This is a genomic window from Mesorhizobium abyssinicae (assembly GCF_049887195.1).
GTDB lineage: Bacteria > Pseudomonadota > Alphaproteobacteria > Rhizobiales > Rhizobiaceae > Mesorhizobium > Mesorhizobium abyssinicae.
This window is the reverse complement of record NZ_JARAKC010000004.1, coordinates 207,444-221,392: the sequence shown is the minus strand read 5'-3', so window position 1 is coordinate 221,392 and position 13,949 is coordinate 207,444. Positions and strand designations below refer to the sequence as shown.

Here is a 13,949-nt window from a genome sequence, read left to right as displayed (position 1 = left end):
TGGCATACCTCCTGCTTAGCCGTTGGGGCGCAACGTGTTAAAATCGATGCTCAATTACCTGACTCTAGTGGCTGTGGCGCTTTCGCTGAAGGGCGATGATCGAAGCGAACTGGCGGTCGATGCAGGACTTAAGGCCAACAGCTCAAAAGGTCTTTTGGGCGACGTGGCTCGGCTGGATGCTCGATGGTTTCGATGCATCGATCTACGCCTATGTCCTGGTATCTGCCCTGAAGGAGTTGCTGCCTGCTAGCGGAATCGCAGCAAGCCAATCCAACATCGGCTTCTACGGCGGCTTGCTGTTCTCCTGCTTCATGGTGGGATGGGCATGCTCGATGTATTGGGGCTGGGCTGCCGATCGCTACGGCCGCGCCCCGGTCTTGTGCATGACCGTCCTGGTCTACTCCACTTTCACTGCGGCCAGCGGGCTTGCGACAGGCGTCACAATGTTTGCAGTCTTCCGCTTCTTGACGGGCTTTGGCATCGGTGGGGAATGGTCGGCAGGCACTCCACTGCTGCATGAAACGGTTCCAGAGCAGCAACGCGTACGCCTGGCGGGCTGGCTCCACTCCGCGGCCCCGACGGGATTGCTCCTTGCAGCGTTGCTCGTATTCCTCGCCGGCGACGCTCTCGGTTGGCGCGGTTTGTTTATTGTCGGGATCTTGCCGGCATTGCTTGTCCTTTTCGTTCGCCGCGCATTTCCGAAGCCCGTGCATCGACGATCACCCCCCTCGTTCACCTCGCTGTTTGCCGTCGATCAAAGAAAGACAACCTGGGCCGCCGCGCTCATGTTGAGTTGCGCCATTTTCGGTCTCTGGTCGTCTAATTTCTGGGCGCCGGCCGTCGTCGCCATCAAGCTGACGGCAAATGGCACGGCGCCGGCGCGTTCCTTAGAGTTGGGAGCACTTGCAGGAATCGCGACCAATTGTGGTGCACTCGTCGCTTGCCTGCTCATGCCCTGGATAACCACGTACCTTGCCAGCAGGCGCCTGACAGGGTTCGTGTTCTTCCTTGGGTCAACAGTTTCTGTAGTGACCTGTTACGGACTCGCGATTGGGTATCTCGACAGCCTCCCGTTGTTCTTCCTGCTGTTGCCCCTTGTTGGCTTCTTCACCAACGGCATGTTCGGTCTTTTCACGATCTGGCTGCCCGAAATGTTTCCATCAGCTTTGCGCGGTTCCGGCTCGGGCTTTGCATTCAGCCTGGGTCGCTTGCTCGGAGCAGTCGGACCAGCCGCAATCGGCATGATCGCCGGGACGACGGGAAGCCTTCCGCTAGCGATCTCGCTATTAGCGGCGATCTATGTTGTCGGGCTCCCCTTCATTGCGCTATCGCCGGAAACATCCGGTCGCCCGCTGCCGGCGTAGATGAACGGACGGCGCGTGGTCCGGAGGAGGTCTCTGATCCGTCGTTCACACGAGGCAGCCGGACACGCCATCCGACAGCAGCTTCATGCCGGTGGCCAAGATGCGGTGGTCCGCCCTTCCGACCAGCCGATCCGCCACACAGGCAAACAAATGTGGGGTTGGAGGGAGCAAATGCACTGCGCGTCGGTATCGGAAATGCGCATATCGATCCCGCGGCATGTGACCAATTGAGATTGCGGGTGCCGAGGCCAGCGGCGCCTCATGTCATCTAACCTCTGCAGTTTCAAAGGTTGAACAAGTGTCTAATCCGTGCCGTCAGCCGCGGTACCGATTTCGATTGCCCGCCGTTGTGCAGCTGGTCGAATTTGGACCGCTCCGCCTCCGTTCGCCTCGACAACAGCGAGCCTAGCTCGTCGACAATGGACGGACGGTCCCTCATGAGGGGTGCGAGACCCTCTTGCGTAATCTCGTAGACGACGACCGAAGTCAGGGCCGTCACGGTCCCGAGCTCGCCGGCGCCCGTCAGCAGTCCGCCCTCCCCCAGAAAATCTCCCGGTGCAAGCCTGGCCAACTCGGCCTCCTCTGCGATAGCATCCTCTCTGCGAGTGACCACCGCGACTCCGCTCCGCAGAATCATCAGAGACTTCTGCACGCGCCCTTGCTCGACCAGAACCTCCCCTTTGCGGAAAGTGCAGTGTGTCATGGTCGTAGCAAGAGTCTCTTTTTCATCCTCGGTCAGTCGAGCGAAAAGCGGCACGGCATCCAGCAACCGCAATTGGGTGGTGCGCAGTTCGACGGACCCTGCACTCGGAGCCGATGCGGCTGTGAAGTAGCTTCCCGGTGGCTGAGCGAGAGGTAAGCCAGCAGCCTTGGCATGGCGATAGGTCAAATCGAAGATTTCGGTCTTGGCTTTGCCGATCAAGGCGACATCTCCAACCCTGAACGTCAGTTCGAGCTCAACCGCGTCCGCATCCAGGGATGTCACCTGGATGCTGGGCTCTGGGCTGGTCTGGATCATGCTACTGCTCAGCAGGACCGAGCGCATTACGTCGACCATAGCGGATGGAGCCGTCGCCGCCTGAAAACGTATCGTCAAGGTCACACCGTGACTTGGTTCGGGGCTGCTGAGGTTGATAAGTCTCGCTTTCGCGAGATCGCTGTTTGGGACAATGAGGAGATCGTTGGCGCTCGTAAGGAGATGCGTCGCCCGCCAATTCGTCTCCACGACCTTTCCTTCGATGGCATTGCCGAGGGAAATCCAGTCCCCAATGCCGTAAGGCCTCGCCAGGTTGAGTGCGATCCCGGAAAACACGTCGCTTAGAGTGCTCTGCAAGGCCAGGCCGAGGATCACCGCGACAACACCAGAGGTGGCGATGAGCGTCCCGACTGGGGCGTCGAATACATAGGCGACAACCGACAGGACCGCTCCGACATAGATGAGGCCGACGATCAGGTCCTGCAAAAGCCGGCCCTCGCGAGCTCTACGTTCGAAGATCAGAAAAACGCGAACGACGCTGATCAGCGACCATGCCGCACTTGTCCACCATATGATCTTGGCAAGCCCGATGAAGAGGTTCTGCACGTTGGATGCGCCAGGCGGTCCCGGCTGATACGGAATGATCCCGGTGGCCACCAGCAGAAGACTAAGGGCGAGGAAAAAGACAAGTTGCCCGACGAGCTGACGTCGGGGATGGTCTCGAAGCAATAGCCGCGTGAGGATCGCGCCGACCACTGCGACCAGACCGGTCTGCACGATCGGGTCGGCAAATGCTCCAGAGATCTCGCTATAATTCAACATTGGTACTCGCAACCATCGCGGCTGTTTCGCAGCCCGAGCGTCCGCCAACCGGCCTGGAGGTCATGCCATTCCCGGAACGCTTCCAGGACATGGTGGTCGTCGATTTCGAACTTCATTCCTTGTCCGGTTCGGCGAACGACCCTGCGATACAATGTCGCCACCGTCCATTGTGCCTTGGTGTCGGCTTCGCAGGTCAGAACGGCCGATGGAATGCTTCATAGTGGTCCGATACAAAAGTATTGGCGACACTATCGTTCAATAGATTTGCCCCCGCCCTCAGTCGATCTCTATGGCATCTCGACCAAGGAGATGCGTCATGGACGACCATAAGATCAACAATCTAGGCGTCTCGGCGACCGTATCGGCGCCGAAGGAGGAGAGCGTCCACCAGGCACGCTGGATCCTTCTTCCCTTGTTCGGGTTGTGGATCATGTTCTCGGTCGCCGGTGTGATCCTTGGATGATGCTCGAGGATTCCCTGCTATGACCGCGACCACAACCTCCTTGCCCCTGACTGTCGCTGGATTTCCTATTCAGTCGTGGGCCTTTGCGCTCCGCATCTGGATTGCTGCGATCGTCGCCCTGCTGGCGAGTTTCTGGCTCCAGCTTTCGACGCCCTCTTCCGCCATGCTTACGGTCATGATCCTGGCGGAGCCGACGCGCGGGCAGGCGCTTGAGAAGGCCGGCTATCGCCTCATCGCGACCGTCATAGGGGTGGCGGCTTCGATCGCGATCGTGGGCTCTCTATCCCAGACCAGAGATTTGCTGCTCGTGGCCTTCGCGGCATGGATGGGTCTTTGCATCTATGCTTGTGCATTGCTCGACGGCTATCGCGCATATGCGGCGGTGCTATCAGGCTACACCGTTGGCTTGGTTGCCATTCAGCAGATCGACACGCCGCTGCATGTCTTTGAAACGGCCATGGACCGTGGCGCGGCCATTGCGGTGGGCGTGCTTTCAATCACGATCGTGAACGATCTGTTGTCGGCCCCCGACCGTCATCCGCAGCTTGGCGTACAACTCGCAGCCCTTCACCGCCGCGTCCGGAACTATGCGCAGGCTGTCGTTAGCGGCGAGTCCACCGATGCTGTGGCGGTGGCCGCTCTGATGAGAGAGATCGTTGCTCTCCGCCCCGACATCTCAAGCCTCGCCGCTGAAACGAGCAGTGGTCCGGCCAAGAGCGCCGCGGCTCGTAGCGCGATCGTGGAACTTGTCGCCGAGTTGCAATCGGTGCGCGCGCTGGCGGAACTTCCTGCAATCACCGATCCGGTCCTTCGCGAACGGCTGGCGCACGTCTTCAGTGTGGACGCCGAAAAGTCCTTGCCGATCCCGGTCGACGAGAATGCCATCGCTTTGGCTGGCGCCACGTCGACGTCCCTTGAATGGGCGCTCCATGAGTTGCTGCGGCGGGACGCCGAAGTCCGGCTTTATCTTTCCGCGCTGAAGTCCGGAAAGCGCCCATCGCGCTCTTGGCGAGCGCCGCTCTATCGGTCGCAGCGTGTCGCCATGGGAAGCGGATGGCGGGCGGCGGCATGCATCGCGGTGGCATCCACTCTGCTCGTCCTGGCGGGGTGGCCGAGCGCGAGCTTCGCGCTGTCGCTGATTATTGTCGTTGTCGGACTGGGCGCTACAACTCCCGCGCCGCAAGCTTTTACGGCACTCGGCTTTGCCGGGACACCGATTGCGATCGCAATGACCGGCATCCTCGAATTCTTTGTTCTTAATGGCGCCTCAGACTTCCCGCTGCTGGCAATAGGGCTTGCTCCATTTCTGATCGGGGCCGCACTTCTGGCGACGTTGCCAAACCCGGTTGTGTCGGGTCTAGGGAAAGTCAACCTGATCTTCATCTCGGCGGTCCTCGCGGCGAGCAATCCGCAGACCTATAACCCACAGGCCTTTCTCTTCACGTCGTTGTTTCTCTGTATCGCGTCCGGTTTGCTACTCGCTGCGCAGTATCTCATTCCTCCGGTCTCAGATTCTCAACGCAGACGCTGGCTGCTCGCGTCGGCTCGACACGAACTTCATTTGCTCTCGGGTCGCGCCGATCGACGCTACGCACCCGAGGAAGCGACGTTTCGCGATGCCGTTCGGGTCGCCCGGATCGCCGCGACAGGTCCGAACGATCCAGAGTATCGGGACTCCGTAGAAGAGGTGCTGGCGTACTTCGATCGGGCCGCGGCAATTCGCTTCGGCGGCAACCCCATACAAGGACGGCTGCCATGACGCATGATTTTCATGAACTCGCGATTGGCGGCGTGCTGTTCGCACCCTTCGTGACCTACGCGCTCGGAGCTTTCGCCATCGTCCTTCTTCTTCGCCCGATCCTGCACCTGATCGGCTTCGCAAAGATGTTCAGTCACTCGTCGATTGCCGAGCTAAGCCTCTATGTGATGGTGCTCGGGACCGTCGTGCTTCTTGTCTAATGGAGATCGTCATGGAAGCGCAGCTCAAAGACCAGCCTGTTCGGCCAACGCCGTCGGCGCCCGAGACGGAGTCGGCCAATCCGATACGAACGGAAGACGCGCCACCGCCGGCGAATCTGAAGATCGTCCCGGAGGTCGCGCCGCGAGATCGCGATCTAACTCCTTTGGCCTCGCAATCCGTTCACATCCGGAAGCGGCAAGCCCTTCAGCAAGCACTCATTGCGTCAGGGAGAAGACTTGCGACTGTCGCGATCGCGTTGGCGGCCGTGCTGGTTTCGCTCATTGCCTGGGACCATTACTTGACCGCCCCATGGACCCGCGACGGCCGCGTCCGCGTTCAGGTTGCCAGCGTAGCCCCTGAAGTCTCGGGCCGGATCAAGGAGCTGCGTGTTGCCGACAATCAGTTCGTGCGCAAGGGCGATGTTCTTTATGTGATCGATCCCTTCGATTTCGACGTCGCACTGGACATCAGCAAAGCCGCTCTGCAGCAACGAGCAGCCGACCTCCAGGTGAAGCAGCGGCAGTCTGAGCGACAGGGAAAATTGTCGAGTCTTGCGACCACCCCGGAGCAGCAACAGATCTATGCTGGTAATGCGATCCAGGCTGAGGCTGCGTTCGAAGCTGCGCAAAGCCAAGTCACTCAAGCTCAGGTAAACCTGGAGCGAACCGAGGTTCGCAGTCCGGTCAACGGCTACGTGACGAACCTCCTGCTGCGCGCCGGCGACTTTGCTCGCCAGGGTATCACCAACGTTTCGGTCATCGATACCGACAGCTTCTGGATCGATGGATACTTTGAAGAGACCAAAATGGCACGAGTCTGCACCGGAGCCCAGGTCGAAGCAAAACTGATGGGCTACTCGGCACCGATCATCGGTCACGTCAGCACGGTCACTCGCGGTCTCAGCGTTTCCAACGCGGCCGCCGGCACGCAGGGGCTTCCAAACGTGGATCCGATCTACACCTGGGTCCGACTGGCGCAGCGCGTTCCGGTCCGCATCGCAATCGACGACGTGCCGGCCGGTGTACCGCTTGTATCCGGCATGACTGCAACCGTGACGATTCGGGATCACCCTGCCAACGACCATTCCAGCTGGTTCGACAGCGCACGTGCGAGCCTGATCAATGTACTCAGCGGCCCGTCCGCGCGCCCGGACTGTATTTCGGCAGCCACGGCCGCCATAGCGCCGGCGCAATCAGTTCCGGCGTGGGCGGCACAAGCAACCCCGGAGCCGGAACAGATCAATCCCAGCCTGGCCACCGGTATAGAGGCGTCGCCGCGCTACGAATAAGTCACCGCGACACGCGCCGTTCGCGCCACAGCGTGCCCAAGATCGAACAACAGGAGAAGGTGATGACAGATCAGGTCTTCGGCGCCAAAGCGCAACCCCTGCGACCGGCGCGGCGGCTGTGGCCTGCGATGATGCGCGGTTTTCTCGGCAAGTGCCCCAATTGCGGTCATGGCGCGTTGTTCGCCACCTGGCTCAAACCGGTGTATGAATGCTGTCATTGCGGCGAAGCGATCCATCACCAACGCGCCGACGATTTTCCGCCTTATCTGGTCATGGTGATCGTCGGGCACCTTGTGGTGGCCGGATTCCTCTGCACCGAAACCTTGTTCGAGTTGTCCTTGTGGGAGCACCTCGCAATATGGGTTCCGATAACGATCCTGTTGGCCCTGGTTCTGCTTCAGCCGGTCAAAGGCGCAGTCATCGGCATGCAATGGGCGCTCTACATGCACGGCTTCAGCGGCCGCGACGATGCGAGGGATACAATCCCCGATGCCTGATCGCACGGATAGGTGAGCCTGACCACATCGCGGGAACAGCTCTGTCGAGGCAACGGCCTCTGCGCGCGGACAGAATGAAGCTGAGCTTTCGAACCCACCACCTTTGACAGCGACGCGGCCGGCAGCGCATTCAATATGCCGCACTGATCGAGCTTCATTGCCATACACGTGGACTCCGTGACGTTTGTGTACCAGTCGCCGGCACCCGTCCACCATGGCTTGGAGCCAGATTCCTCGATGATCCGCTTCGAACAATACAAAAGTATTGCGCACACCATCGTATAATGGATCCTGCCTATCGGCGAAATAAATGAATGAGAGGTGAAGCAATTAAAACCAGGGATACGACAATGGCTACAATCGAGACAAAGTCCAGAGCATCGCGCTTGTCGGTCAACTCCATGCTGGCAAGGCTGGATTGGCGGTTAGATAGGGGGCGTTCTCGCTCGGCGCTTCTGGACTTGAGCGACGACCTGTTGAAGGACATCGGCGTTTCGCGCCTTGACGCCTATCTCGAGGCGTGCCGGCCGTTCTGGAGATAGAAGTTCGCGCCTGGCCAATGGGCAGGCGCGAACTGCTCCGCAGAATGCAAACCCGCGATGCCGGTTTCAATGGTATAGTGTCGTCAATCCCTTCCCGCATAGAGGGGGCCGCGTATGCGCTATGTCGGATTGTCTGCAGTCACCTGCGTTCGTCCCCACGTACACGCAGCGATGCGAGATTTCGGCCGACTGAAAGCTCTGCTGAGGATCGTGGTCATTGGTCTGTGCGCGACGCAGCTTACCGGCTGTATTGCAGCGCATCCGCGCGATGGCGTTCCCACGAAGGACATGGCAACGGCCCAGGTGAGCGGGTATCCGAGCGACATCCGCATATGGGGCGATCTCTACGCAAGCTACCCAGCCGAACGGCTTGCCGTATTTCACAACCAGCGAGTCAGGGCGGCAAGGACCGACCGATCCATTAACCTCAGTGAGCTCAACGCGCTTACGCTCTCAGGGGGTGGCAGCAGCGGCGCCTTCGGAGCCGGTATCCTTGGCGGTTGGACGAAGGCCGGAAACCGGCCGAATTTCGACATCGTGACCGGCATCAGTGCCGGCTCCTTGATTGCGCCATTCGCCTTCCTCGGTCCAGCGTACGACGAACAGATCAAGGAGGGTCTCACCACCATCACGGACTCCAATATCTACACCAGGCATACTATTCTCGGCGCATTGGCCAGCGGATCCCTTTCCAGCAATGCTCCGCTCGCCAAGATGCTCGACGAGTACATTACCAAGGACATGCTCGTTCTGGTCGCCCGCGAATATGCCAAGGGGCGGCGGCTGTTCATCGGAACCACCAACCTCGACGCCGACCGGGCTGTTATCTGGGACATGGGGGCAATCGCCGCGAGCAATCGGCCGGACCGCTTAAAGCTCTTCAAGGAGGTGATGCTCGCGTCCACGTCCATTCCTGGCATCTTTCCGCCGGTCGACGTCGAGGTGACAGCTGCGGGCCGGACCTACCACGAGATGCACGTGGATGGAGGCACGACCATGGAGATATTCCTGATGCCAGCCGGTCTCACGCTAGGCGCACTCAGCCAGACGTTCCACACCAGGGTCAAGGCGCGGCTCTATATCATCCGCAACGGCCGCACGACGCCGGAGCCGAGCATCGTCAAGGCCACACTGCCTGATATCGCCAAAAAAGCGGTCTCATCCCTGATCAAGACGCAAGGGATTGGCGATCTGTACCGGCTCTACGCAATCGCCAGGCGCGATGGTATTCAATACAATTACATAGACATCCCCACAGACTTCACCGTCGAGGCGAAGACGCCTTTCGACAACAAGTTTATGCGTGCGCTATACAAAAAGGGTGTCGAAATGGGTCAGGGCGGCGTGCCGTGGAAAAAGGCACCGCCCGGACTTTTGAAATGAATCCTACGGCAGTCGCCGTCTCGCACATCGGGCTACCTTTGAGCCACCACAGATTGCTGGTGCAGCCAGAGGAGCCGGTTTATCGCCGACTTGACTGCTGCCAGCGCCGCAACGTCCGGTCGGTGACCGTCGAGAACGATGCGAGGCTGCAATGCCACAGCGCGCTATTCTACGGCCACCACCGGCCCGGGGCAGCTTCAACTTGGCCACGGGGCGCCCGGTCCGACGCCAGCCCGTGGCAGGATGTCCTAGGATTTCTCACCGTTCGAGGCTGACGTCCGAACTGTATCCTGCATCGCCCCTCTCGTAGGGGGGCCTTAGTTCGCAGCGATCCATAAGCGCAAGGCGAACGAAATCAGTCCTAATGTGGCCACGCCGCCCAACCATAGTGTTGCTAACCACAACAGGCGTTGCGCAAGCGGGGACGGGTTCCGGTCGGGTAGCATCAATGATACCCACTTTCAGGCCGCACCTTGCCGCGAAACACCCAGTAGGCCCAGGCGCTGTAGACGAGGATCAGCGGGATCATCACTGAGACGCCGAACAGCAGGAAAATCTGGCTGTTCTCCGGCGCCGCCGCTTGCCAGATCGTTATGCTCTCCGGCACGATAAAGGGATACATACTGATGCCAAGCCCGGCATAAGACAGTCCGAACAGCGCAAGCGACAGAAAGAATGGCTGATAGTCGTTTTTGTTGGCGAGCGCGCGGAGCAACAGCGCGGTGGCGGCGGCGACCGTGATCGGCACCGGAGCCGTGAAAATGATATTCGGCCACGCAAACCAGCGCTGCGTGTACTGAAAATTCAAGAATGGCGTTGCGATACTCACTGAGACGATTGCCACCAACATCGCGAACGACAGCAGCCGGCTCAGACGATACGCGCGGTCGCGCAAAGTCCCTTCGGTCTTCATGACGAGCCAGGTCGCGCCGAGCAGTGCATAGCCGATCGTCAGCGACGTGCCGGTGAGGATCGAGAACGGCGTCAGCCAATCCCACCAGCCACCGGCATACTGCCGCGCCTCGACGTGCACCCCCTGGAGGACGGCGCCAAGCGCGACGCCCTGCGCAAATGCCGCAAGGCACGAGCCGCAGGCAAAGGCTAAATCCCAAGGGTTGCGTTCTCGTCGCGAGCGCCAGCGAAATTCAAATGCGATGCCGCGGAAGACTAGCGCGATCAGCATCGCGATCATTGGTGCGTAGAGCGCGGGCAGCAATACGGAGAAAGCAAGCGGAAATGCCGCCATTATGCCGACGCCACCGAACACGAGCCAGGTCTCATTGCCGTCCCATACCGGGGCCACGGTGTTCATGATCACATCTCGGTCGGCTTTCGCAGGAAACAACGGAAATAGGATGCCAAGCCCGAGGTCGAAGCCATCCATCACCACATAGGCGAACACGCCAAAAGCGATGATGAACGCCCAAATAGTCGAGAGGTCGATAGCGAGGCTCATTGGGGGGCCCCTTCCATCGGGGCCGCCATGCCTGCCGTGCGAGTCGGCATGTTGCTCGGCGGTCCAGATTCATCGGGACGCGGGGCATTCGCCATTAGCCGCAGCAAATAGGTCAAGCCGGCGGCATATACGACCAGATAGACGACGACAAAAGCGAGCAGTGAGGAACCGACAGCCGGGGCCGCCAGCGGTGAGGCGGATTGAGCGGTCCGTAGCAGGTTGTAGACGGTGAACGGTTGCCGCCCGGCCTCGGTGGTGATCCAGCCCGCGAGAACGGCGATGAAACCGGCCGGCCCCATCAGAAGGGCAAAGACATGCAGGAGCCGCGATTCAAACAACGTGCCATGCCACCGGCACCAGAGGCTGAACAGGCCGAGGACGAACATCAGCATACCCATGCCGACCATGATGCGGAATGACCAGAAGATGATCGGCACCGGCGGCCAGTTTTCGCGCGGAACTGTGTCGAGGCCTGGCATTGGCGCATCCGCCGAATGTTTGAGGATAAGCGAGCCCAACTTGGGAATCTCCAGGGCGTATTTGACCTTGCCTTCCTGCTGGTCGGGTAGGCCGAACAGGATCAGCGGCGCGCCATCTTGATGGCTTTGATAGTGACCTTCGATACCCATGATCTTTACGGGCTGGTGCTTCAGCGTGTTGAGACCGTGCTGATCGCCCGCCAGAATCTGAATCGGCGCCACCACGACTGCCATCCACATTGCCATGGAGAACATCACGCGGGGGCCGGCAAGAACAGAGCCTCGCAGAAGATGAAACGCCCCGGTCGCGCCGACGACCAGCGCCGTGGTGAGGTATGCAGCCAGGACCATGTGCACCAGCCGATATGGAAATGAGGAATTGAAGATCACCGCGAACCAATCCACCGGAACGAACTGGCCAGCCGCGTTCAGCCCTTGGCCTGAGGGGGTCTGCATCCAGGAATTGGCGGAGAGAATCCAGAACGCCGATATCAGCGTTCCGATCGCGACCAACAGCGTCGCCAGAAAATGCAAGCGCGGGCCGACGCGCTTTAGGCCGAATAGCATCACGCCAAGGAAGCCGGCCTCGAGGAAGAACGCTGTAAGCACCTCATAGGCCATCAGGGGTCCAATCACCGGGCCGGCTTTGTCGGCGAAGACCGACCAATTGGTGCCGAACTGGTAGGCCATCACGATGCCAGATACGACGCCCATGCCGAAGGCGATCGCAAAGATCTTGAGCCAGTAGTTGAACAGGTTGAGGAACACCTCTCGCCCGGTCAATAGCCACCGCGCTTCCAGGACCGCGAGGTAGCTTGCAAGCCCGATCGAGAACGCGGGGAACACGATATGGAATGACATCGTGAACGCGAATTGCGCTCGGGCGAGTGTGACCGCATCCCATCCTTCGAACATTGACGCACCTTATCTTTTCGACCCTGGGCCAATTTTCGGCCGCGCGCGACCAAGTATGCGGCCCACGCGAGTATGCCCTTGGCCATGTCTGGTCTTCCCCGCGCTGCAGGACGGCCACGTCGATGCGCGGTTTCCCCAGGTTCGGCAGAGGTACTGTAATCACCGGCCAGCGAATGCCCCGCCGTGGAGCATATATGCCACGTCCACTGCCTCACGCTGTGCGACGCGATCGGCTTCCCGCATGTCTGAACACATTGCCAGCGACGCCGGCCGTTCGGTACGATATGAGGATATCGCGTAACCGCGCAAGTGCCGCTTTTTCAATCTGGCGCACGCGCTCGGCAGTGATTTGCATGTCCTTCGCAAGGGTTAGAAGCGTGTCGGGCTCCTCGCTGAGGTGCCGACGTCGAACAATCTGTCTTTCCCGCGGATCGAGAGCGTTGAGTGCATCAGCCAGGGAGCGCTCCGTTCTTTCCCCGTCAATCGATTCTTCGACAATCAGGTCCGGGGGTGCCTCGTCCGAAGGGATGAGTTCAGCCAGCGAGATCCTGTCGGGCGTGATCGGGGCATCGAGCGAAACGATGTTCAACGGCAGAACCTTCTGGATGCGTTTGGTGCGCCGACTTGAGAGAACGTCCCGATTGGCGGCCGCGTAGGCGCTAACCGCTGACAGGACCCACCAGCGGGCATAGGTTCCGAACCGAAAGCCCTTTTTCGGATCGAAATGGCGAGCGGCTTCGAGCAAGCCACATCGTGCCTCCTGCTTGGCATCCTCGACCGGGGCGCCATTCCTGCGCAGGCCACCTACAATGCTGGCGACGAGAGGCTCATGGGCCAGGACGAGGGTGTGTAGCGCGCCGTCATCGCCTCCATCTCTCCAGCGGTGGAAGAGCGAGAGCTCTTCCTCGCTGCTCAAAAGGCCACCTTTCCGTGCCGGGATCACCCGCACGAACTGTTCTCTGCGTTCGGCGCGTTCGTGGATAACCGGACGCCGCTGCCAGTGCGACGTCGACGGAGGTATGTCTGACAACGACGGTTTGCTGGTGGTGGTCTCGAAGGAAATTCGCTCCAGAACTGTTTCCATGACTTAGAAACCTTTCGGAGGCACGAAGAGACAGATCGTGTGGCCGGCATCGATGCCGGCCTGGTGCGCGCACCAGTGATATTCGCCATCGGGTGAGTTCTTCACCCGTTTGTCGCCATAAGCGACAACCTCGCCGGTGCTCTGTATGACATAGCCTTGCGGCTTCTCGCTGACCGACTTGTCCTCGACCTCCTGGCAATCCATGTTCGAACAACAGGCCCAGGGATATGTCCATCCAGTCGGCGCTTGATGCGCATCGACTGGGGATGCCGCGAAAGCGGCGGCAGCGAACAAGGATAGCGCAGCGACATTTGCGTTGGATACTATTCCTGAGTGCGACATTGCGGTCTCCAGTCTAGTATTGGTCCGGCTGACCACCCCTTCGGGCGGCGCCTGATCGGGATCGCTTTCCCCTGCAACTATCGATGCGGGGCACGCAGGATTGGCGGAGCGCGCCGCGTTTCCACCAGCACGGCCCGTCGCGCAAACGCGGGACCCGGGCCGCGCATGTAGTGAAGTTCGGGGCGGTAGCGAGGTGCAACGAACTCGCGGAATGCCGACATGAGTTGCACCATCGAGTTCCAGGTTTCCATAGGTCGTCTCCTATCTTTGTAGTCCACCCAACGAGGGACATTTTGATCGAGTTCGACCGCTGGTCCATTACACGAAGGTGTCTCCAATACCTTGGGATCATTCAAAGCAATCGGGCCCGAGGTGTTC

16 protein-coding genes are annotated in these 13,949 nt (G+C 60.0%); 8 read left to right on the top strand and 8 right to left on the bottom strand.

All coding sequences use genetic code 11. From position 1 onward, the window contains the following. Positions 1 to 95 precede the first annotated feature (95 nt). Positions 96 to 1,364 (top strand): MFS transporter, encoded by a 1,269-nt coding sequence (locus PU724_RS11445; RefSeq protein WP_354422180.1) that lies wholly within the window; start codon positions 96 to 98, stop codon positions 1,362 to 1,364. A gap of 283 nt (positions 1,365 to 1,647) precedes the next feature. Here PU724_RS11445 and PU724_RS11440 read toward each other — a convergent pair whose 3' ends face one another. After that, positions 1,648 to 3,162 carry a mechanosensitive ion channel domain-containing protein gene (locus tag PU724_RS11440; RefSeq protein ID WP_354422182.1) on the bottom strand — a complete coding sequence of 505 codons (1,515 nt, stop codon included), beginning with the start codon at positions 3,160 to 3,162 and terminating at the stop codon, positions 1,648 to 1,650. Beyond that, complete coding sequence (locus PU724_RS11435; RefSeq protein ID WP_354422184.1) at positions 3,156 to 3,278, bottom strand: hypothetical protein; 123 nt, start codon at positions 3,276 to 3,278, stop codon at positions 3,156 to 3,158. Before PU724_RS11435 ends, PU724_RS11440 begins: the two co-directional genes overlap by 7 nt. A gap of 200 nt (positions 3,279 to 3,478) precedes the next feature. Between PU724_RS11435 and PU724_RS11430 the strand changes: the two genes are divergently transcribed. The 7 genes from PU724_RS11430 (at position 3,479) to PU724_RS11400 (ending at position 9,295) form a co-directional block, all read left to right on the top strand. Then, positions 3,479 to 3,625 carry a hypothetical protein gene (locus PU724_RS11430; RefSeq protein WP_354422186.1) on the top strand — a complete coding sequence of 49 codons (147 nt, stop codon included), beginning with the start codon at positions 3,479 to 3,481 and terminating at the stop codon, positions 3,623 to 3,625. A 19-nt stretch (positions 3,626 to 3,644) separates the two neighbouring features. Continuing rightward, positions 3,645 to 5,384: an FUSC family protein gene (locus PU724_RS11425; protein ID WP_354422188.1), complete on the top strand. Its 1,740-nt coding sequence runs from the start codon at positions 3,645 to 3,647 to the stop codon at positions 5,382 to 5,384. Beyond that, positions 5,381 to 5,584, top strand: a complete 204-nt coding sequence (locus PU724_RS11420) for a DUF1656 domain-containing protein (RefSeq protein WP_354422190.1) — start codon at positions 5,381 to 5,383, stop codon at positions 5,582 to 5,584. Before PU724_RS11425 ends, PU724_RS11420 begins: the two co-directional genes overlap by 4 nt. Positions 5,585 to 5,595: 11 nt before the next feature. Beyond that, a complete protein-coding gene (locus tag PU724_RS11415) occupies positions 5,596 to 6,873 on the top strand; it encodes an HlyD family secretion protein (RefSeq protein ID WP_354422192.1) in 1,278 nt (425 codons plus the stop codon). Between the two features lie 62 nt (positions 6,874 to 6,935). Next, positions 6,936 to 7,370: a DUF983 domain-containing protein gene (locus PU724_RS11410; protein WP_354422194.1), complete on the top strand. Its 435-nt coding sequence runs from the start codon at positions 6,936 to 6,938 to the stop codon at positions 7,368 to 7,370. Between the two features lie 314 nt (positions 7,371 to 7,684). After that, positions 7,685 to 7,912, top strand: a complete 228-nt coding sequence (locus PU724_RS11405; protein ID WP_426213189.1) for a YjiS-like domain-containing protein — start codon at positions 7,685 to 7,687, stop codon at positions 7,910 to 7,912. 114 nt (positions 7,913 to 8,026) lie between these two features. After that, positions 8,027 to 9,295 (top strand): patatin-like phospholipase family protein, encoded by a 1,269-nt coding sequence (locus PU724_RS11400; RefSeq protein WP_354422196.1) that lies wholly within the window; start codon positions 8,027 to 8,029, stop codon positions 9,293 to 9,295. 317 nt (positions 9,296 to 9,612) lie between these two features. Here the strand turns inward: PU724_RS11400 and PU724_RS11395 are convergent, their stop codons facing one another. From PU724_RS11395 to PU724_RS11370, 6 genes are all read right to left on the bottom strand, one after another. Beyond that, the gene (locus PU724_RS11395) at positions 9,613 to 9,741 is read right to left on the bottom strand and encodes a DUF2474 family protein (RefSeq protein ID WP_354422198.1); all 129 of its coding nucleotides are present in this window, start codon (positions 9,739 to 9,741) and stop codon (positions 9,613 to 9,615) included. After that, on the bottom strand, positions 9,741 to 10,751 hold the full coding sequence (gene cydB / locus PU724_RS11390) for a cytochrome d ubiquinol oxidase subunit II (RefSeq protein WP_354422200.1): 1,011 nt from the start codon (positions 10,749 to 10,751) through the stop codon (positions 9,741 to 9,743). Before cydB ends, PU724_RS11395 begins: the two co-directional genes overlap by 1 nt. After that, entirely contained in the window at positions 10,748 to 12,145 is a 1,398-nt protein-coding gene (locus tag PU724_RS11385) for a cytochrome ubiquinol oxidase subunit I (RefSeq protein ID WP_354422202.1), read from the bottom strand. The genes cydB and PU724_RS11385 overlap by 4 nt, the downstream gene beginning before the upstream one ends. Positions 12,146 to 12,356: 211 nt before the next feature. Then, positions 12,357 to 13,229, bottom strand: a complete 873-nt coding sequence (locus PU724_RS11380) for a sigma-70 family RNA polymerase sigma factor (RefSeq protein WP_354422204.1) — start codon at positions 13,227 to 13,229, stop codon at positions 12,357 to 12,359. Positions 13,230 to 13,232: 3 nt separating this feature from the next. Continuing rightward, the gene (locus PU724_RS11375) at positions 13,233 to 13,571 is read right to left on the bottom strand and encodes a hypothetical protein (protein ID WP_354422205.1); all 339 of its coding nucleotides are present in this window, start codon (positions 13,569 to 13,571) and stop codon (positions 13,233 to 13,235) included. Positions 13,572 to 13,648: 77 nt separating this feature from the next. Then, on the bottom strand, positions 13,649 to 13,822 hold the full coding sequence (locus PU724_RS11370) for a hypothetical protein (RefSeq protein ID WP_354422207.1): 174 nt from the start codon (positions 13,820 to 13,822) through the stop codon (positions 13,649 to 13,651). Positions 13,823 to 13,949 lie beyond the last annotated feature (127 nt).